General features: G+C 69.6%; 18 protein-coding genes. 4 read left to right on the forward strand and 14 right to left on the reverse strand.

The window, feature by feature from the left end:
- Nucleotides 1-4 precede the first annotated feature (4 nt).
- Nucleotides 5-862, forward strand: coding sequence for a pyrroline-5-carboxylate reductase (gene proC / locus L3V85_RS32030; RefSeq protein ID WP_237676611.1), 858 nt, complete (start codon nt 5-7; stop codon nt 860-862).
- A 2-nt stretch (nt 863-864) separates the two neighbouring features.
- Here the strand turns inward: proC and L3V85_RS32035 are convergent, their stop codons facing one another.
- The 10 genes from L3V85_RS32035 to L3V85_RS32080 form a co-directional block, all read right to left on the reverse strand.
- Nucleotides 865-1350 (reverse strand): MaoC/PaaZ C-terminal domain-containing protein, encoded by a 486-nt coding sequence (locus L3V85_RS32035; RefSeq protein ID WP_237676612.1) that lies wholly within the window; start codon nt 1348-1350, stop codon nt 865-867.
- Nucleotides 1351-1352: 2 nt separating this feature from the next.
- On the reverse strand, nt 1353-2213 hold the full coding sequence (gene ubiA, locus L3V85_RS32040; RefSeq protein ID WP_237676613.1) for a 4-hydroxybenzoate octaprenyltransferase: 861 nt from the start codon (nt 2211-2213) through the stop codon (nt 1353-1355).
- Nucleotides 2214-2287: 74 nt separating this feature from the next.
- A complete protein-coding gene (locus L3V85_RS32045; protein ID WP_272934412.1) occupies nt 2288-2863 on the reverse strand; it encodes a Dps family protein in 576 nt (191 codons plus the stop codon).
- 140 nt (nt 2864-3003) lie between these two features.
- On the reverse strand, nt 3004-3969 hold the full coding sequence (locus L3V85_RS32050) for a LysR substrate-binding domain-containing protein (RefSeq protein WP_237676614.1): 966 nt from the start codon (nt 3967-3969) through the stop codon (nt 3004-3006).
- Between the two features lie 301 nt (nt 3970-4270).
- On the reverse strand, nt 4271-6010 hold the full coding sequence (locus tag L3V85_RS32055; RefSeq protein WP_237676615.1) for an acetyl/propionyl/methylcrotonyl-CoA carboxylase subunit alpha: 1740 nt from the start codon (nt 6008-6010) through the stop codon (nt 4271-4273).
- Nucleotides 6011-6024: 14 nt separating this feature from the next.
- On the reverse strand, nt 6025-7611 hold the full coding sequence (locus L3V85_RS32060) for a 5-oxoprolinase/urea amidolyase family protein (protein WP_237680694.1): 1587 nt from the start codon (nt 7609-7611) through the stop codon (nt 6025-6027).
- A gap of 2 nt (nt 7612-7613) precedes the next feature.
- On the reverse strand, nt 7614-8381 hold the full coding sequence (locus L3V85_RS32065) for a LamB/YcsF family protein (RefSeq protein WP_237676616.1): 768 nt from the start codon (nt 8379-8381) through the stop codon (nt 7614-7616).
- A gap of 45 nt (nt 8382-8426) precedes the next feature.
- Nucleotides 8427-9110 (reverse strand): pyroglutamyl-peptidase I, encoded by a 684-nt coding sequence (gene pcp / locus L3V85_RS32070; RefSeq protein WP_237676617.1) that lies wholly within the window; start codon nt 9108-9110, stop codon nt 8427-8429.
- Nucleotides 9111-9120: 10 nt separating this feature from the next.
- On the reverse strand, nt 9121-10077 hold the full coding sequence (locus L3V85_RS32075) for a DUF979 domain-containing protein (RefSeq protein WP_237676618.1): 957 nt from the start codon (nt 10075-10077) through the stop codon (nt 9121-9123).
- A 2-nt stretch (nt 10078-10079) separates the two neighbouring features.
- The gene (locus L3V85_RS32080; protein WP_237676619.1) at nt 10080-10817 is read right to left on the reverse strand and encodes a DUF969 domain-containing protein; all 738 of its coding nucleotides are present in this window, start codon (nt 10815-10817) and stop codon (nt 10080-10082) included.
- A 271-nt stretch (nt 10818-11088) separates the two neighbouring features.
- On the opposite strand from L3V85_RS32080, the gene L3V85_RS32085 reads away from it, so the two are divergent.
- Nucleotides 11089-11793, forward strand: coding sequence for a GntR family transcriptional regulator (locus tag L3V85_RS32085; protein WP_237676620.1), 705 nt, complete (start codon nt 11089-11091; stop codon nt 11791-11793).
- 15 nt (nt 11794-11808) lie between these two features.
- Here L3V85_RS32085 and L3V85_RS32090 read toward each other — a convergent pair whose 3' ends face one another.
- Entirely contained in the window at nt 11809-12276 is a 468-nt protein-coding gene (locus tag L3V85_RS32090) for a GNAT family N-acetyltransferase (RefSeq protein WP_237676621.1), read from the reverse strand.
- A gap of 87 nt (nt 12277-12363) precedes the next feature.
- Between L3V85_RS32090 and L3V85_RS32095 the strand changes: the two genes are divergently transcribed.
- On the forward strand, nt 12364-12996 hold the full coding sequence (locus tag L3V85_RS32095) for a LysE family translocator (RefSeq protein WP_237676622.1): 633 nt from the start codon (nt 12364-12366) through the stop codon (nt 12994-12996).
- Between the two features lie 6 nt (nt 12997-13002).
- Here L3V85_RS32095 and recG read toward each other — a convergent pair whose 3' ends face one another.
- From recG to L3V85_RS32110, 3 genes are read right to left on the reverse strand one after another with little or no spacing between them, the layout of a single operon-like run.
- Entirely contained in the window at nt 13003-15135 is a 2133-nt protein-coding gene (recG, locus tag L3V85_RS32100) for an ATP-dependent DNA helicase RecG (protein WP_237676623.1), read from the reverse strand.
- An 11-nt stretch (nt 15136-15146) separates the two neighbouring features.
- On the reverse strand, nt 15147-16643 hold the full coding sequence (locus tag L3V85_RS32105) for a TIGR01777 family oxidoreductase (protein WP_237676624.1): 1497 nt from the start codon (nt 16641-16643) through the stop codon (nt 15147-15149).
- Nucleotides 16640-17314, reverse strand: coding sequence for a DUF4166 domain-containing protein (locus L3V85_RS32110; protein WP_237676625.1), 675 nt, complete (start codon nt 17312-17314; stop codon nt 16640-16642). The genes L3V85_RS32105 and L3V85_RS32110 overlap by 4 nt, the downstream gene beginning before the upstream one ends.
- Before the next feature lie 145 nt (nt 17315-17459).
- Here L3V85_RS32110 and queA point away from each other — a divergent pair, with 145 nt between their 5' ends.
- Nucleotides 17460-18503, forward strand: a complete 1044-nt coding sequence (gene queA / locus L3V85_RS32115; protein WP_237676626.1) for a tRNA preQ1(34) S-adenosylmethionine ribosyltransferase-isomerase QueA — start codon at nt 17460-17462, stop codon at nt 18501-18503.
- Nucleotides 18504-18511: the final 8 nt, after the last annotated feature.

Raw genomic sequence — 18511 nt, forward strand, 5'->3', positions numbered from 1 at the left:
GACCATGACCATCGCCGTCACTTTCCTGCCCCGCACCGCCCCTTCGCCGCTGCCGCCCGTCGCCTTCATCGGTGGCGGCAACATGGCGAGCGCCATCATCGGCGGATTGATCCAGCAAGGCAGCCCGGCCGAGTCGTTCGAGGTGGTCGAGCCCTTCGAGGAGGCCCGCGCGAAGCTGGCGCAGTCGTTCGGCATCATCGCGAAGGCCGAGGCCGGCGAAGCGCTGTCGCGCTGCGAGGTTGTGGTCTGGGCTGTCAAGCCCCAGACCTTTGCCGAGGCCACCCGCCCGGTGCGCGAATTCGCCGATGGCGCGCTGCAACTCAGCGTGGCCGCGGGCATTCCGTCGGACAGCATCGCCCGCTGGCTGGGCACCGAGCGCGTGGTGCGCGCCATGCCCAACACGCCCGCGCTGGTGGGCAAGGGCATGACCGGCCTGTTCGCGCGCGCCGGCGTCACCGGCGCCGACCGCTCGCTGGTCGGCCAGCTGCTGGCGCCCACCGGCGAGCTGATCTGGGTCGACGCCGAACCCGCGCTCGACGCCGTGACCGCCATGTCGGGCTCAGGGCCGGCCTACGTGTTCTATTTCATCGAGGCCATGACCGAGGCCGGCGTCGAAATGGGCCTGACGCCCGACCAGGCCCAGCGCCTGGCCATCGGCACCTTCACGGGCGCCTCGGCGCTGGCGCACAGCGCGACGGAACCTCCGTCGGTGCTGCGTGCGCGCGTCACCTCCAAGGGCGGCACCACCTACGCCGCGATCACTTCGCTGGAAGCAGCGGACGTGAAGGCGCAGTTCAAGACCGCCATCCGCGCCGCGCAGAAGCGCGCCGCCGAGCTGGGCGAGGAATTCGGGCGCGGCTGATCTCAGGCCTCGGGCAACGCACGCGGCCCGAGCAGGAAGAGCCATTCGGCCGCCAGCGTGACGGTGCCGTCTTCCAGCTCGAGCCGGACCTCTTCCTTCAGCAAGAAGCTGTCGCCGGCCCTGGGTGTCACTTCCGCGATGCGCACCCGCGCCCGGAAGCGCACGCCCACCGGCATCGGCCGCACGAAGCGCAGGCGGTCGAAGCCGTAGTTGAGCGCGTGATTCGAGTCGAACGGCAGCAGCGTGCGCATGGCTTCGCCGGTCAGACGGATCAGGTGCGACACCTGGAAGAAGCCCTGCACGATGGTGCCGCCGTAGTCCGCCTCGCGCGCCGCGCGCTCGGGGTCGAGGTGGATCCATTCGCCCTCGCCGTCGCCCGACAGTTCCGAATAGCGGTCGACCATCTCCTGCGTGATGCAGTGCCATTCGGAGAAGCCCTCCTGGCCGATCTTCTGCTTCAGCTGCTGCAGCGGTGCGTCGGACATCATGTTCAGCGAAGCGCGTAGCCCGCGACGATGCCGGCGAACACCGCGAAGCCCAGCCAGTGGTTCAGCCGGAAGGCCTTGAAGCAGCCCTCGCGCGTGCGGTCGTGAATGAGCCGCCAGTGCCACAGCGCCTGCGCCGCGGCCACGGCGATGCCGGCATAGAAAAGCACGCCCAGCGAACGGCTCGCGCCGGCCCAGATCCACACCGCGAGAAAGATCGCGTAGCTCGCCATCACCGCCGCCACGTCGAAGCGGCCGAAGGTGATGGCCGAGGTCTTCATGCCGATCTTGAGGTCGTCGTCGCGGTCGACCATCGCGTATTCGGTGTCGTAGGCCAGCACCCAGAACAGGTTGCCCGCCAGCAGCCACGCGGCGAACACGGGCACGTGCGACTGCACCGCCGCGAAGGCCATCGGAATGCCGAAGCTGAAGGCAATGCCCAGCACCGCCTGCGGGATCGACACGAAGCGCTTGGCGAAGGGATAGATCAGCGTGATGGCCAGCGCCGCGAACGACCACAGCACCGTCGTGCGGTTGGTGGTGAGCACCAGGCCGAAGGACACCAGCGCCAGCACCACGCCGAGCCCCAGCGCCTCCTTGACCGACATCGCGCCGCTGGTCACGGGCCGCTGCGCCGTGCGCTTGACGTGGCGGTCGAAGTCGCGGTCGGCCACGTCGTTGACGCAGCAGCCGGCGCTGCGCATGAGGAAGGTGCCCAGCGTGAACACCACCACCAGGTGCCAGCCCGGCCAGCCGTCGGCGGCGAACCACAGCGCGCCCAGCGTGGGCCACAGCAGCAGCAGCCAGCCAGCGGGGCGATTCCAGCGGATCAGGTCGAGGTAGAGCGCGAAACGACGGGCGAGCATGCGAAAGAAAGAAGACGGGCAAAAAAAGAGCGGCCATTGTGCCGCTCTTGTGCCGGTGCGAGGAAAGCGCGTGCTCAGTCTTCGAGCAGGGAACGCAGCATCCACGCGGTCTGGTCGTGCACCGTGCAGCGCGCGGTCAGCATGTCGGCCGTCGGGTCGTCGCCGGCTTCCTCGGCCACGGGGATGAATTCGCGCGCGATGCGCGAGACGGTCTCGTGGCCCTTCACCAGGATGCGCACCATCTCCATCGCCTTGGGCGGGGTCTGGGGCACGTCGGGCACGGTGGCGATCTTGCTGAACTCGGCGTAGGAGCCCGGTGCGTAGTGGCCCAGCGCGCGGATGCGCTCGGCCAGCACGTCGGTGGCGCCCCACAGTTCGGTGTACTGGCCCATGAACATCGCATGCAGCGAGTTGAAGTGCGGGCCCGTCACGTTCCAGTGAAAGTTGTGCGTGGTGAGGTACAGCGTGTAGGTGTCTGCCAGCACGCGGCTCAGGCCTTCGGCGATGGCTGCGCGGTCCTGGCGCTCGATGCCGATGTTGATGATCGGCGCATTGCGGCTGCCCGACTCCTGCGCGACCACCGCGCCGCCCTTCTTGGGCACCTTGCCGGCGGAGGAAGCAGGCGACGATTTCTTCGAGGCTTTGGCCATGAGGAGAACTCTTTCTTCAAGTTGGGTGGAACGCTTCGATTCTGAAAGCCGCAGTGCGGCTTCGCAACAGCGTCACTCTATCTCAGCGATCAACGATTCAAAACAGCCGCCGCGTAGGCCGATTCCCCGAATTGCCGCCTTCAGGACAGGCGCTTGACGCCCGGCAGCTCGCACGCATAGATCGCATTGCGCAGCGCCGCGATGGCCTCGTAGCGCGTGAAGGTGCGCCGCCATGCGAGCACCACGCGGCGCGTGGGCGGGTCGCGGTCGTGCGCGTCGCGCACCGGCAGGTAGCGCACCATCTGCTCGACTTCCTTGCGGCCCTTGACCTTGGGCTTGAGCGCCTCGGCCGGCACCGACAGCCGCGGCACCAGCGTCACGCCCATGCCCGAGGCCACCATGTGCTTGATGGTTTCCAGCGACGAGCCTTCGAAGCTCTTGCGGATGCCCTCGGCGTTGCTGGAGAAGCGCGCGAACTCGGGGCAGACCTCGAGCACGTGGTCGCGGAAGCAATGGCCCGTGCCCAGCAGCAGCATGGTCTCGCTCTGCAGTTCCTCGGACGTGATGGATTCGCGGTCGGCGAACTTGTGCTTCGCGGGCAGGGCCGCCATGAAGGGCTCGTCGTACAGCGGCGCCATTGCCAGGCCCGTGTCGGGAAAAGGCTCGGCCATGACGGCGCAGTCGATCTCGCCGGCGCGCAGCATCTCCAGCAGCTTGACGGTGAAGTTCTCCTGCAGCACCAGCGGCATCTGCGGCGTGCGCTGGATCACCTGACGAACGAGGTCGGGCAGCAGGTAGGGCCCGATGGTGTAGATCACGCCCAGATTCAGCGGACCGGCCAGCGGGTCTTTGCCGCGCTTGGCGATTTCCTTGATGCTGGCGGCCTGGTCGAGCACGCTTTGCGCCTGCTGCACGATCTGCTCGCCAAGAGGGGTGACGGTCACTTCGCCGGCGCTGCGCTCGAAGAGCTTGACCTCCAGTTCGTCCTCCAGCTTCTTGATCGCGACCGAAAGGGTCGGCTGGGAGACGTAGCAGGCCTCGGCCGCCTTGCCGAAGTGCCGTTCGCGGGCTACTGCGACGATGTATTTGAGTTCGGTGAGAGTCATAGCTTGCGTCAATTATGCGCAAGCGCCCGTGTCCCGGCGGTCCTGGGGCCTTGGCAGGACAACTCTGGGGACAGTTTCGGCACAAAGCCGCACTTGTCCACAGCCGCGCTGTTCGCTCCAGAGTTGTTCTTTTTCCAGGACACCGCCAAAACAGACGTGTACACAGTGACACGGGTGTGGCAAGTCGTTGTCAGGCCTGAGAAAAAGCCTGCTGTCCACAGACCGGGTTTACCCTTATCTACTACTACTAACTTAAATAAGAAGAATAAATAAGAAAGAAGCGGCAGCCGTTTGGGGCCCATCAGCCGATGGTCGCGATCGTCGCCCCCACCGTCACGTAGCCGCCCGCCGCCACGCCGAAGGCGATTCGCCCCGCGCGGTGCGCGAGCACCTGCATTTCCATCTTCATCGCCTCCATGACGGCGATCACGGCGCCCTGGGCAACCTCTTCGCCGTCGGCAACCTTCCAGCCCTGCAGCGTGCCCGACACCGGCGCCGCCACAGCCGCCGGGTCCTGCACCGCCACCACGGCCTCGGCCGACGGGGCGCCGCCGGCGCTCCCCGCATGGGCCGACGACAACCCGCGCAGCAGTTCGGGCGGCAGGCCCAGCGACAGGCGCCGGCCGTCGACCTCGATCGCGGTGCGCACCAGCGCGGTCTCCGGCCGCGGCTCGGGCCGCTCGGCGGGGGTTTCACCGTTGGCGAAGTCGGTTTCGATCCAGCGCGTGTGGACCTTGAAGGCATCGCCGGACACGAAATCCGGATGCGCCATCGCGGCGCGATGAAACGGCAGCACCGAGGCCACGCCTTCGATGCGGAATTCGGCGAGCGCGCGGCGCGCCCGCGCGACGGCCTGCGCGCGCGTGGCGCCGGTGACGATCAGCTTGGCCATCAGCGAGTCGAAGGTGCCCGGCACGGTGGAGCCGGCCGCCACACCGGTGTCGATGCGCACGCCGGGGCCCGAGGGCACGTCGAACACCTTCACCGGGCCCGGCGTCGGCAGGAAGCCGCGGCCGACGTCCTCGGCGTTGATCCGGAACTCGAAGGCATGGCCGCGCGGCGCCGGCGTATCGGTGACCGACAGCGGCAGGCCGTCGGCAATGCGCAGCTGCTCGACCACGAGGTCGATGCCGGTGGTTTCCTCCGTCACCGGGTGCTCGACCTGCAGCCGCGTGTTGACTTCGAGGAACGAGATCGCGCCGCTCGCGCTGAGCATGAACTCGACCGTGCCGGCGCCGGTATAGCCGGCCTCGGCGCAGATGTCGCGCGCCGACTGGTGGATGCGCTCGCGCTGCGCGTCGCTCAGGAAGGGCGCGGGCGCTTCTTCCACCAGCTTCTGGTTGCGCCGCTGCAGCGAGCAGTCGCGCGTGCCCAGCACCACGACGTTGCCGTGCGTGTCGCCCAGCACCTGCGCCTCGACATGGCGCGGGCGGTCGAGGAACTGCTCGACATAGCACTCGCCGCGCCCGAAGGCGGTGACGGCCTCGCGCACGGCCGACTCGTAAAGACCCTCGACCTCGTCCATGCGCCACGCGACCTTGATGCCGCGCCCGCCGCCGCCGAACGCGGCCTTGATGGCCACCGGCAGGCCGTGCTTCTCGGCAAAGGCCAGCACTTCGGCCGCGCTCTGCACCGGGTCGGCCGTGCCCGCGACCAGCGGCGCGCCGACCTTCATGGCGAGCTTGCGCGCCTGCACCTTGTCGCCCAGCCGCGCGATGGCCGCCGGCGACGGGCCGACCCAGGTCAGGCCCGCGTCGATGACGGCCTGCGCGAACGCGGCGCTCTCGGACAGGAAGCCGTAGCCGGGGTGCACCGCGTCGGCGCCGCTGCGCGCCGCCACGGCCAGCAGCTTGGCGATGTGCAGATAGGTATCGGCCGGGCGGTCGCCTTCCAGGCCGTAGGCCTCGTCGGCCATGCGCACGTGCAGCGCGTCGATGTCGGCATCGGCATAGACGGCGACCGATTTCACGCCGTAGTCGGCGCAGGCGCGCGCGATGCGCACGGCGATTTCGCCGCGGTTGGCGATCAGGACTTTTTTCATCGGAAGACTCTCGATCAGTGTTCGACCGGGCCGAGTCCGGCCACGGGTTGGAAGCGGACGCGGGCGTTCACGGGAACTTGCCCCGCGCGGTCCAGGTGATGGGTGGCGACCGAGGCGATCACGGGATAGCCGCCGGTCAGCGGATGGTCGGCCAGGAACAGCACGGGCTGGCCGCTGGGCGGCACCTGGATGGAGCCGCGCGCGGTGCCCTCGCTGGGCAGCTCGGCCAGGTTGGCGCGCTCCATCGGCCGGTCGCCGGCCAGGCGCAGCCCGACGCGGTTGGACTGCGGCGTGACCAACCACGGCTGGCCGCACAGCTGCGCGATGGCCTCGGGCGTGAACCAGTCGGCGCGCGGGCCGGGCACGATGTCCAGCACGATTTCTTCCTGCATGGTGGGCAGGTTAGAGGGCGGGGTTTCGGGCACGCCGACCACGGCGCCGACGCGCACCGCATGCACCGGCAGCACGTCGCCGGCAGCCAGCGCGGGCGGACCGATGCGAGCCAGCGTGTCGCTCGAGAGGCTGCCCAGCACCGGCGCCACCGCGAAGCCGCCGCGCACCGCCACGTAGCTGCGGATGCCGGCGACGGGTTCGCCCAGCGAGAGCATGTCGCCGTCGGCCAGCGCGCAGGGCCGGTAGCGCGGCAGCGGCCAACTGACGCCGTCGGCGCGGGTCAGCGTGACGGGGCCGTCGGCGCCAGTGACGGCCACCACGGCCTCGCCACGGCAGACGAGCTGGAAGCCGCCATAGGCGAGTTCGATGCAGGCGGTGTCGGTGGCGTTGCCGACGAGCCGGTTGGCCGCCTGCAGCGCGCGCTGGTCCATTGCGCCGGACACCGACACGCCCTGGCGGGCCTGGCCGGGGCGGCCCCGGTCCTGCAAGAGCGCCTGCACGCCGGCGGCGCGGATCTCGAGTGCGCAATCGCCGGGTGCGGTCGCGGCGAATGCGGAAGGCGCCTGGCTCGCGGGCACGGGCGATGCCGCCGGCAACGCGGTGACATCCACGAAGCGCACGGTGTCGCCCGGCTGCAGCAGCGCGGGCGTTGCGCGCGACAGGTCCCACATCGGCATGTCGGTCACGCCGATGATCTGCCAGCCGCCGGGGCTGGCCTGCGGGTACACGCCGCTGAAACTGCCGGCAAGGCCCACGGCGCCGGCCGGGATGCGGGTGCGCGGCACCTGGCGGCGCGGCACGTTCAGGCTCGGATGCCCGCCCGACAGATAGGCGAATCCCGGCGCGAAGCCGGTGAAGGCCACCGTGTAGTCGCTGCCGGTGTGGCGGCGCACCACCTCGTCGGGCGCGATGCCGAGCAGGCCGGCCACTTCGGCCAGGTCTTCGCCGTCGTAGCGCACGGGAATCTCGATGCGTTTGTCCACGCGCGTTTCGCGGGCGTCGAGGTTGCGCAGCCGCAGCCTGCGCGCGAGCTCCGCCGCGGACAGCGCGGCCGGGCGGAAGGTGATCAGCAGCGTGCGCGCGGCGGGCACCAGTTCCTCGATGCCGTCGATGGGCTGGGCGCGCAGCGAAGCGAGCAGCGCGAGCGTCTGCTGCAGGTCGTCCAGCTCGACCAGCACGGCATTCAGGTTGACCGACAGGCAGCGCATGCTCATGCGCTCTTGCCCACGAACGAGGCGATCGTCACGCCGGCCTGCGACAGCCGCTCGCGCACCTGCCGCGCCATGCCGACCGCGCCGGGGCTGTCGCCGTGCACGCAGACCGACTCGGCGCGGATGCGCACTGTGCTGCCGTCGATGGCCGTCACCACGCCTTCCTCGGCGAGCCGCAGCATGCGCTCGGCCACGTCCTGCGCGTCGTGCAGCACGGCGCCGGGTTCGCGGCGCGACACCAGCGTGCCCTGCGGCGTGTAGGCGCGGTCGGCAAAGGCCTCGGCCACGGCGCGCACGCCCTGCGCCTCGGCCCAGTCCAGCAGCGGCGAGCCGGCCAGCGCCACCAGGCACAGGCCGGGGTCGATCTCGCGGATGGCGGCGATCACGTCGCGCGCCTGGCGCTCGTCATGGGCGATGGTGTTGTACAGCGCGCCGTGCGGCTTCACGTAGCGCACCGTGGTGCCGGCGGCCGCGGCCAGGCCTTTGAGGGCGCCGATCTGGTAGATCACGTCGGCGCGCAGGTCGGCGCTTTCCACGTCCATGTTGCGGCGCCCGAAGCCCACGAGGTCGCGGTAGGCCACGTGGGCGCCGACCGCCACGCCGCGCTGCGCGGCCTGGCGCAGCGTGCGCAGGATGCCGGCGGGGTCGCCCGCATGAAAGCCGCAGGCCACGTTGGCGCTGCTCACGATATCCAGCATGGCGGCGTCGTCGCCCATGCGCCACACGCCCAGGCTCTCGCCGAGGTCACTGTTCAAGTCGATGTTCATCGTCGGTTCTTCCGGCGTGCGGCCAGGCGCACGCCACAGGGGTCATCAATGCAGGCGGCCGCCGGTCTCGCGCACGTCGTCGTGCACGCTCAGCGCGGTGCGGATCGCCACGCGGAAGGCCTCGACCTGCGTCGCGAGCGCCATGCTGGCAATGCCGGGCTTGGAGGCCGCCTGCTCGGGCAGGTAGGGCACGTGGACGAAGCCGCCGCGCGTGCCGGCGAGCGCGGGCTGCGTCGCGATGCGGTGCATCAGTGCGTAGAAGATGTGGTTGCAGACAAAGGTGCCCGCGCTGTTGGACACCGCCGCCGGCAGCCCGGCCGCGCGCATGTCGCGCACCATGGCCTTGATCGGCAGCGTGCTGAAGTACGCGGCCGGCCCGCCCTCGACCACCGGGATGTCGATGGGCTGGTAGCCGGCGTTGTCGGGAATGCGCGCGTCGTCGACGTTCAATGCGGCGCGCTCCAGCGAGATCTCGGTGCGCCCGCCCGCCGCGCCGATGCACAGCACCAGCACGGGCGGCGCGCCGGCCAGCAGCGCCTCATCGAGCCGGTCGATGGCGCGGCCGAACACGCAGGGCAGTTGCACCGCCTGCGCCACGGCGCCTTCGCAGGCCCAGTCGTCGAGCGCGCGGGCGATTTCCCACGCGGGGTTGACGGGGTCGTTCTCGAAGGGCTCGAAGCCCGCGAGCAGCACGCGGGGAGCGGAGGCAGTGCCGGTCGTCTTCTTCATTGCAGGGCCTTCAGCGGAACATCAGGAAATACAGCAGGAAGATGTTGACCACCAGCAAGGCTGCCGCGGTCGGTATCTGCACCTTGATCACCGCATTCTTGTCGGGCAGCTCCAGCAGCGCCGCCGGCACGATGTTGAAGTTGGCCGCCATCGGGGTCATGAGCGTGCCGCAGTAGCCCGAGAACATGCCGATGGCCGCCATCACCGCCGGGTCGCCGTGGTACACGCCCACCAGCACCGGCACGCCGACGCCGCCCGTCATCACCGGGAAGGCCGCGAAGCCGTTGCCCATGATGATGGTGAAGAGCGCCATGCCCAGCACGTAGACCACCACGGCCACGAAGCGGATGTCCATGTTGATGTAGCTGGTGGTGATGTGCGCCACCGCCTTGCCCACGCCCGCGTCCGAGAACACCAGGCCCAGCATGCCCAGCATCTGCGGCAGCACCACGGCCCAGCCCAGCGCGTCGGTCAGGCGGCGCGATTCGCGCATGCCCTGCACCGGCGTCTCGCGGGTCAGCCAGCAGGCCAGCGCCAGCGCCGCCACGCAGCCCACGCCCAGGCTCACCAGCGTGGTGTTCTTGGGGTCGAGCAGGAATGCGTCGCCGATCTTGACCTTGCTCATCAGCACGGTGCCGATCACAGTGACCAGCGGAATCGCCAGCGCCGGCATGAAGAGCTTGTTGCCCAGGCGCTTGACGCTGGCCTGGTATTGCTCGGGCGAGGGCTCGCGGTGCTTGCCCGCGCCGACGCCGCGCATGCCGGCAATGACGGCCATCGCGATGGCGCCCACGCCCACCCATGCGGGCGGCAGCTTGTCGCCCACCAGGAACACCAGCGAATAGAGCGCCCAGAACAGGCCGCTGGTGTAGCGCTTGGGATGCTGGCGGTCGGTCAGCGTCATGATGGCCGTGATCGCGAGGATCAGGCCGACCAGGATGTAGAGGTGCTGGATCGAGAGAATCATGATCAGCGGCCCTCTTGCGTGGCGGGAACGGCCGGCGCGTCGGTGCCCGGGGTGCCTTCCATCTCGCGGGCAATCGCCTGGTCGAGGCGGCGCAGTCGCCACGAATGGATGATGAACGCGGCAATCGCCGTCGGAATGCCCCACATCGCCACGTGCAGCGGCTCGACGTCAATGCCGGCTTCATGCAGGAAGGTGGTCATCAGCACGATGGCGCCGAAGGCCACGAAGATGTCTTCGCCGAAGAACAGGCCCACGTTGTCCGTGGCCGCGGCATAGGCGCGCAGCTTGTGGCGCAGGCGCTCGGGCAGCTTGCCGTAGCGGGTTTCGGTGGCGCCCTCGGCCATCGGCGCGAGCAGCGGACGCACCATCTGCGGATGGCCGCCCAGGCTGGTCAGGCCCATGGCCGCCGTGAGTTCGCGCGCGGCGAGGTAGACGATCAGGAGGCGCCCGGCGGTGGCCGACTTGATGCGGCCGATCCAGTTCTGCGCATGCTGGCGCAGGCCGTGGCGCTCCAGCAGCCCGATCACCGCCAGCGGCAGAAGAATGATCAGCGGCAGGTTGCGGGTCTTGATGAAGCCGGTGCCGATGGCCGTGAGGATGGCCATGGGGCCGAAGCCCGCGGCGGCGGCCGTCACGATGGCCGTGACGATCACCACCAGCATCGGATTGAAGCGCAGGATGAACCCCGCAATGATGACGGCCACGCCGATCAGTGGCCACAGAGGGATGTCAGGAGTCATGTTGGTCTTTCGTTTTGGAGTTCACAGCCGCCTGGCGCCTGGGCGCCGGCACGTCGGTCCACGCAAGCGCCGTGCCAATGAATGAGCAATTCAAACCATCTGAATCACTCATATTCTTTAAATTGTTGAACAATCCATCGAAGTGTGCCCAACAAAGGTGCCGGGATGACCCCATGGAAACCCTGATCGCGCTGCAATCCGGTGCGCCGGGGCGCGGGGGAAATCTGCTACAAACGCGCGGCACCGACGCCTCCCTCACCTACCTCCCGGCATGAATCGACAGGTTTTCCCCACTCCGCCCGCCACGCCGGCCGCGGGCACGCAGACGCTCAACGACCGGGTGGCCGAGCTCATCCGCCAGAAGATCGTGAAGGGCGAGTTCTCGCCCGGGCAGCGGTTGTCCGAGGCCGCGCTGGCCGACAGCTTCGAGATTTCGCGCAACACCCTGCGCGAGGTGTTCCGCACGCTGACCAAGGAAGGCCTGCTCAAGCACGCGCCGAACCGAGGCGTGTTCGTGGCGGTGCCCAGCATCGCGTCGATCATCGACATCTACCGCGTGCGCCGGCTCATCGAGTGCCAGGCACTGGCGCAGGCCTACCCCCGCCACCCGGCCAAGAAGCACATGCGAGAAGCGGTGGAGCTGGCGCTGAAGTGCCGCGAGGCCGGCGACTGGCTGGGCGTGGGCACGGCCAACATGGAGTTCCACAAGGGCATCGTGGAACTGGCCGACAGCGAGCGGCTGAACGTGCTGTTCGCCCACATCCTGGTCGAACTGCGGCTGGCCTTCGGCCTGCTGAAAGACCCGGAGTTCCTGCACGCGCCCTACGTGGACATGAACACCAAGCTGCTCGAACTCATCGAGGCCGGCAAGTTCGCCGAGGGCTCGGCGGCGCTGAACGACTACCTGATCCACTCCGAGCGCATCGTGCTCGCGGTGTACGCGCGGCAGATGCCGCAGGGCGGCGTCGACGGCTGACCGGAGCCCTGAGCCTCAGGCCAGTTCGAGCTTCATGCCCTCGTGCGTGGCCTTGAAGCCCAGGCGTTCGTAGAAGCGGTGCGCGTCGGTGCGGCGCTTGTCGGTGGTGAGCTGCACCAGCCGGCAGCCCGCGGCCCGGGCGGCGTCGATGGCGAACGCGATCATCTGCTCGCCGATGCGCTGCCCGCGCTGGCTGGACGCCACGCGCACGCCCTCGATCTGCCCGCGCACCGCGCCCTGCAGGCCCAGCCCGGGAATGACGATGAGCTGCAGGCAGCCGACCACGCCTTCGGGCAATTCGGCCACCAGCAGCTGGTTGCCGTCCTGTGCCTCGATGCGCCGCAAGGCGGCTTCGTAGAGGGCCGTGTCGCCCGGGCGTTCGCGCGCGGCGCCGAGCACGTCGTCGGCCAGCATGGCGACGATGACGGGAAGGTCGGCCTGCACGGCCTTGCGCATCTTCAAAAGGGATTGGGGTGGTGTCATGGCGATCGTCGAGGTGTCGGTGTGTCCGAAGGGAATGGCGGTGGAAGAATAATGGCCTCCCCGCAATGCTCCGCTGACGGATACGCCATGACCCTGTCTGCCTACCTGCTCTTCCTGCCGGCCTGCTTCGCCATCAACATGGCCTTCGGCCCCAACAACCTGCTGTCCGTGACCAACGGCGCGAAGCACGGCGTGTCGCCGGCGGTCATCGCGGCCAGCGGGCGCTTGGTGGCCTTCGCGATCATGATCGCCATCGCGGGCCTGGGCATGGGCGCGGTGCTGGTGGCGTCGGAGATGGCCTTCGACGTCATCAAGTACATCGGCGCGGCGTACCTCGTGTGGATCGGCATCCGCCTGCTGCGCGCGCCGGCGCCCACGGCCGAGGTGCAGGCGCGCGATGCATCCGCGCCGCCGTCGATGCGCGCGCTGGCGCGGCAGGAGTTCACCGTGGCGGCCGGCAACCCGAAGGCGATCCTGGTGTTCACCGCCTTCTTTCCGCAGTTCGTGGTGCCGGGCGCGTACGCCAGCAGCTACCTGCTGCTGGGCGTGACCTTCCTGGTGTTCGAGCTGGTCGCGATCGCGCTCTATGCCCTGCTCGGCGCGCGCATGCGCCGCATGGCCAACGGCAGCCGCGCGATGCGCTGGTTCAACCGCATCAGCGGCAGCATGATGGTCGGCTTCGGGCTCATCCTGGCCTTCACGCGCCGGCCTGCAGGCTGAGCCCTCTCAGGCCTTGAGGTACTCGGCCTTGGTGCCGAGCCAGCGGTCGATGTGGCGCTGGGCCAGGTCGGGGTGCTTCTGCAGCATCACCGGCGCGAGCTCGCGCGCCCAGTCGAGCAGCAGCGTGTCGGTCGTGAGGTCGGCAAAGCGCAGCAGCGGCGCGCCCGACTGGCGCGCGCCCAGGAACTCGCCCGGTCCGCGAATCTCCAGGTCGCGCCGCGCGATCTCGAAGCCGTCTCCGGTTTCGGCCATCGCCTTGAGCCGGGCGCGCGCGGCCTCGCCCACGCGCCCGCTGTCGCCCGGCGCATAGAGCAGCACGCAGGCCGACGCCGCCGCGCCGCGCCCCACCCGGCCGCGCAGCTGGTGCAGCTGCGAGAGGCCGAAGCGCTCGGCATGCTCGATCACCATCAGCGAGGCATTGGGCACGTCCACGCCCACTTCGATCACGGTGGTGCTCACCAGCACCTGGATCTCGTTGGCGGTGAAGGCGGCCATCACCGCCTGCTTCTCGGCCGTGGGCATGCGCGAATGCAGCAGGCCGACCTGGATCGGCTCGCCCAGCGTGCCGGTCAGCTCGTCGCGGGTCTCGGTGGCGTTGCGCAGGTCGACCGCCTCGCTTTCCTCGATCAGCGGGCACACCCAGTAGACCTGCCGGCCCTGCGCGATCTGCGCATGGATGCGGTCGATGACTTCGTCGCGCCGGTGGTCGGCCACCAGCTTGGTGACGATGGGCGTGCGGCCCGGCGGCAGCTCGTCGAGCGTGGACACGTCGAGGTCGGCGTAGTAGCTCATGGCCAGCGTGCGCGGGATGGGCGTAGCGCTCATCATCAGCAGGTGCGGTTCCAGCTCGCCTACCGCTTTGCCGCGCAAGGCGAGGCGCTGCGCCACGCCGAAGCGATGCTGCTCGTCGATGATGGCCAGCGCGAGGTTCTTGAAGCGCACCTTCTCCGAGATGACGGCATGCGTGCCGATGACCAGCGCGGCCTCGCCGCTCTCCACCGCCGCCGACATTTCGTCGCGCTCCTTCTTCTTCTGGCTGCCCGTGAGCCAGGCCACGCGCAGGCCGCGCTCGGCCAGCAGCGGATCGAGCCAGCCGACCAGCTTGCCGAAGTGCTGGGCGGCGAGGATTTCGGTGGGCGCCATCAGCGCGCACTGGAAGCCGGCGTCGATGGCGCGCGCGGCCGCCAGCGCGGCCACCACCGTCTTGCCCGATCCCACGTCGCCCTGCAGCAGCCGGTGCATGGGAATCTCGCGGCACAGGTCGCGCGTGATCTCTTCGCCCACCCGCTGCTGCGCGCCGGTCAGGCCGAAGGGCAGCACCGCGAGCAGCTGCGCATGCAGCGAACTCGCCAACGGCTCGGCGGGCGAAGGCAGCACCGGCGCGCGCTGCGCCGCGCGCTCCAGCCGTGCCTGCAATTGCGACAGCTGCTGCGCGAGCAGTTCCTCGGCCTTGATGCGCTGCCATGCCGGGTGGCTGTGGTCTTCGAGCGTGGCCATCGCCACGTCGGGCGTCGGGTAGTGCAGGAAGCTCAGCGAGGCACGCAGGTCCCAGGCGCCGCGAAAGCCGATCTGCACCGGAACGGTCTCGTCGAGCACCGCCCGCGCCAGGCCCGAGCGCACCTCGCGCCGCAACACCGGCTGCGCCAGGCCGGCCACGGTCGAGTAGACGGGCGTGAGCGCATTGGGCAGCGCGGTGCCGGCGGCCTTCACCGTGGGATGCATGATCTGCCGGCCCACGAAGCCGCCGCGCATCTCGCCGCGCACGCGCACCCGCGCGCCGACCGCGAGCTGCTTCTGCTGCGACGGATAGAAATTGAAGAAGCGCAGCTGGCAGGTGTCGCTGCCGTCGTCGATGGTGGCGATGAGCTGCCGGCGCGGCCGGTACACCACCTCGCATTCGGTGACCACGCCCTCGACCTGTGCCAGGTCGCCGTCGCGCGTGTCGGCCAGGCGCACGATGCGGGTCTCGTCCTCGTAGCGCATCGGCAGATAGAGCGCGAAGTCGATGTCGCGCACCAGGCCCAGCTTGCGCAGCGCGCGCTGTACCTGGCTCAGGCCGGCGCCGGGCGGCTGCGGCGGCGCCGCCGCGGTGGCTGCCGCGTCGGCCGCGGGTGGTGGAATGGGTTTCTTGGGCGGCACGGGCGAAGCTTCTAGCGCGGGCGGCAAAGGTCCGTCAAGGCGCTGCGCGCATCGGGGAACGCGAATTGGAAGCCGGTCTGCAGCAGGCGCGCGGGCACCACGCGCTGCCCTTCGAGCAGCAGGTCGGCCTGCTCGCCCAGCAGCAGCCGGACCGGCGCGGCGGGCGTGGGCATCCAGCAGGGACGGTGCATCACGCTGGCCGCTACGCGGGTGAATTCTTCCTGCGTGAGCGCGCCGGGCGCGGTGAAGTTGAAAACCTGCGCGGCCTCGGCATCGCCGCCGGCCTGCTCGGCCAGGCGCCACACATGGGCCATCGCGCGGATCACGTCATGCACATGCACCCACGACAGCCACTGCCGCCCGCTGCCCAGCCGACCGCCCATGCCGAGCGCCACGGGCAGCAGCAGTTGCGGCAGCGAGCCCTGGTGGCCCAGCACGAAGCCGAATCGCATGCAGGCCACCCGCACGCCGTGCGCAAGTGCACCCCGCGCCGCCTGCTCCCAGGCCTGGCACAGGGTCGACATGAAGATGTCCTGCGGCGGGGCGTCTTCGGTCAGCTCGGCGATGTCGCCCTGCGGCTGCACGCCGTAGTAGCCGATGGCCGAGCCCGACAGCAGCAGCCAGGGCTTGCGCGGGCGAGCGGCGATCCACGCGACCAGCGTGTCCGTCAGGCCCGCGCGGCTTTGCATCAGCCGGCGCTGGCGCCGCTCGCTCCAGCGCTGGCCGAGGATGCGTGCGCCCGCCAGGTTGACGACCACGTCGACATCGTCGGTCGCCGGGATCTGTTCGAGCGCCTGCACGCAGCGCACCGCGCCGCCGAAGCCCCAGGCGGCCGAGCGGGCGTCGCGCGTCCACACCGTCACCGCATGGCCGTCCGCCAACAGGTGGCGCACCAGGATCTGGCCGATGAAGCCGGTGCCACCGGTCACCAGCACATGCCGCGGCTTGCCGCCGAAGCGCACCGGCGCATCGGCCGCGCGCTGTTCTTCCTGCGCGGTGCGGCGGAACAGCGCGCGCGCCGCCAGCCCGTCGCGCAGCCCCGAGATGCCCACGCCCACGCCGCACAGCGCGAGGAAAGCGCCGAGCCAGCCTTGCGGCTGCCACACGAGCGCCGTGGGCTGCGCCGCCCAGTCGACCGCGTTCATGGCCAGCAGCGCGATGAACGCGCCAGCGTTGATGGCCAGCACCGTGTGCGTGACGCGCTCGGTGGGCGGCAGCAGGCGGCTGCCGTCTTCCACCACGAAGTCCCACAGCGTGAGCACGATCTCGACGCCGAACACCGCGAGCAGCACCCAGGCCCACGCGCCGTGCCAGGCCCACGACGACAGCCCGATGAATATCGCGCAGTAGATCGACGAGCGCACCGCGTGAATGGACAGCTCGCGCCGCGCGGTGTTGCGCTGCGCCAGCGCCTCGGTGCCTTCGTGGTGATAGAGCGTGTCGAACGCGCCCATCAGCCCCTGGGCGGCCATGAGCTGCAGCGCCAGCAGGTGGGTGTCGATCGTCATGCGGCCACCGCCTCGGGCTCGGCCACTTCCTCGAACACGCCGACCTGGGTGAAGGTGGTACCCAGCAGCCGGTGGCGGATCTCGATGCGGATGTTGAAGCGCTCCGGCGTCTCGTTGTGGTGCCACAGGAACGTCTTGCCGGGCGTGAGCAGGCCGGGCAGCGGAATGCGCCAGCCCAGCACGTCCCAGAAGTAGCCGTCGCTCTGGAAATGCAGGCTGCCGTTGGCTTCGACGCTCAGCACCAGCTTCATGCCCAGGCCCATGCCCACGTACTCCAGCACCTCGCCGCGCTCGCTCTCGCGCATGAAGCTGGTGAACTGGATCGGCTTGCGCCCGTGCAGCCGGTAGATGCGCTGCTTGTAGATGGCCGGGTCGCGCGGCTTGGCGTAGACCTGGATCTCCACCGGGAAGTCGGCGTCGCTGTAGGGAATGAGCGCGCCCTGGATCATCGGCTGCGTCAGGTGCCCCAGCAGCTTGCCGAAACGCGAGCAGCGCAGCTCGCTGAGCGCGCCGAGGTAGTGCAGCGCCTTGCCCGGCGACGGGTTCTTGTCGAAGCGGCGGCGGATGTCGGGGTGCAGGCCCTGCCACTTGCTCCCCAGGATCTTCTTGAAGAGCTCGCCTTCGGAAGGGCCGGGCTGGGATGCGATGCGCGCGGCATGTGAATCAGGCATGCGCCGATTCTGCCTCGGCAAAACGCCTCGATAGCCCCGCCTCGATGCCCCGTTTTCCGGGCATGGGACAATCCCGCCCGCCTCCCGGCTTTCTCTTTTCTTCCCCACGCCTCCTTGGCACGGGCCCGTCCGGCCCTCAAGCAACATGCGCGACTTCACGCTTTCCGATTTCGACTTCGCCCTGCCACCCGAGCTGGTGGCGCAACACCCGGCCACCGAACGCACCTCCTCCCGCCTGCTCGACGGCACGGGGCCCGCACCGGTCGACCGCATCTTCAAGAACCTGCCCTCGCTGCTGCGCGCGGGCGACCTGCTGGTCTTCAACGACACGCGCGTGGTCAAGGCGCGCCTGTTCGGCGAGAAGCCGACCGGCGGCAAGCTCGAGCTGCTGGTCGAGCGCGTGCTGCAGGGCCAGGAGGTGGTCGCGCACATGAAGGTCAGCAAGAAACCGCCCGTGGGCACCACGCTCGACATGGTCGGCGGCTTCCGCGCCACGCTGCTGGGCCGCTGGCCCGACGAAGACGGCGCGCTGTTCCGCTTCGCCTTCGAGAGCGACACCGGCGAGAACCCCTACATGCTCATGGAACGCTGCGGCCACGTGCCACTGCCGCCCTACATCACGCACACCGATTCGGCCGAGGACGAGAGCCGCTACCAGACCGTGTTCGCGCGCGTGCCCGGCGCCGTGGCCGCGCCCACCGCCGCGCTGCACTTCGACGAAGGCCTGCTGGCCGAACTCGAGGCGCGCGGCGTGCAGCGCGCCAGCGTCACGCTGCATGTGGGCGCCGGCACCTTCCAGCCGGTGAAGACCGAGAACATCTCGGAGCACACCATGCACGCCGAGCGCTACGAAGTGCCCGAGGCTACGCAACGCGCCATTGCCGAATGCAAGGCGCGCGGCGGGCGCATCGTGGCCGTGGGCACGACCACCGTGCGCACGCTCGAATCGTGGGCCAAGAGCGGCGAGGCATCGGGCGACACGCGCATCTTCATCACGCCGGGATTCGCCTTCGCGCACGTCGACCTGCTGGTGACCAACTTCCATCTGCCCAAGAGCACGCTGATGATGCTGGTCTCGGCCCTCGCGGGCTACGAACGGGTGATGGCGCTGTATGCCCATGCCATCGCCGAGCGCTACCGCTTCTTCAGCTATGGCGACGCCATGCTGCTGGCCCGCCAACAAGATTGAGACGACCA

Origin of the sequence: Variovorax paradoxus (genome assembly GCF_022009635.1) — a bacterium.
Classification (GTDB): domain Bacteria; phylum Pseudomonadota; class Gammaproteobacteria; order Burkholderiales; family Burkholderiaceae_C; genus Variovorax.

What these genes read in the sequence shown, in the direction of transcription:
- L3V85_RS32085 (WP_237676620.1), top strand. Translation starts at nt 11,089, where the DNA reads ATGAATCGACAGGTTTTCCCCACTCCGCCCGCCACGCCGGCCGCGGGC.
- L3V85_RS32095 (WP_237676622.1), top strand. Translation starts at nt 12,364, where the DNA reads ATGACCCTGTCTGCCTACCTGCTCTTCCTGCCGGCCTGCTTCGCCATC.
- queA (WP_237676626.1), top strand. Translation starts at nt 17,460, where the DNA reads ATGCGCGACTTCACGCTTTCCGATTTCGACTTCGCCCTGCCACCCGAG.
- L3V85_RS32080 (WP_237676619.1), bottom strand. Translation starts at nt 10,817, where the DNA reads ATGACTCCTGACATCCCTCTGTGGCCACTGATCGGCGTGGCCGTCATC.
- L3V85_RS32110 (WP_237676625.1), bottom strand. Translation starts at nt 17,314, where the DNA reads ATGCCTGATTCACATGCCGCGCGCATCGCATCCCAGCCCGGCCCTTCC.
- L3V85_RS32105 (WP_237676624.1), bottom strand. Translation starts at nt 16,643, where the DNA reads ATGACGATCGACACCCACCTGCTGGCGCTGCAGCTCATGGCCGCCCAG.
- L3V85_RS32035 (WP_237676612.1), bottom strand. Translation starts at nt 1,350, where the DNA reads ATGATGTCCGACGCACCGCTGCAGCAGCTGAAGCAGAAGATCGGCCAG.
- ubiA (WP_237676613.1), bottom strand. Translation starts at nt 2,213, where the DNA reads ATGCTCGCCCGTCGTTTCGCGCTCTACCTCGACCTGATCCGCTGGAAT.
- proC (WP_237676611.1), top strand. Translation starts at nt 5, where the DNA reads ATGACCATCGCCGTCACTTTCCTGCCCCGCACCGCCCCTTCGCCGCTG.
- pcp (WP_237676617.1), bottom strand. Translation starts at nt 9,110, where the DNA reads ATGAAGAAGACGACCGGCACTGCCTCCGCTCCCCGCGTGCTGCTCGCG.
- L3V85_RS32055 (WP_237676615.1), bottom strand. Translation starts at nt 6,010, where the DNA reads ATGAAAAAAGTCCTGATCGCCAACCGCGGCGAAATCGCCGTGCGCATC.
- L3V85_RS32045 (WP_272934412.1), bottom strand. Translation starts at nt 2,863, where the DNA reads ATGGCCAAAGCCTCGAAGAAATCGTCGCCTGCTTCCTCCGCCGGCAAG.
- L3V85_RS32050 (WP_237676614.1), bottom strand. Translation starts at nt 3,969, where the DNA reads ATGACTCTCACCGAACTCAAATACATCGTCGCAGTAGCCCGCGAACGG.
- L3V85_RS32075 (WP_237676618.1), bottom strand. Translation starts at nt 10,077, where the DNA reads ATGATTCTCTCGATCCAGCACCTCTACATCCTGGTCGGCCTGATCCTC.
- L3V85_RS32060 (WP_237680694.1), bottom strand. Translation starts at nt 7,611, where the DNA reads ATGCGCTGCCTGTCGGTCAACCTGAATGCCGTGCTGGTCGAGCTGGAC.
- L3V85_RS32065 (WP_237676616.1), bottom strand. Translation starts at nt 8,381, where the DNA reads ATGAACATCGACTTGAACAGTGACCTCGGCGAGAGCCTGGGCGTGTGG.
- L3V85_RS32090 (WP_237676621.1), bottom strand. Translation starts at nt 12,276, where the DNA reads ATGACACCACCCCAATCCCTTTTGAAGATGCGCAAGGCCGTGCAGGCC.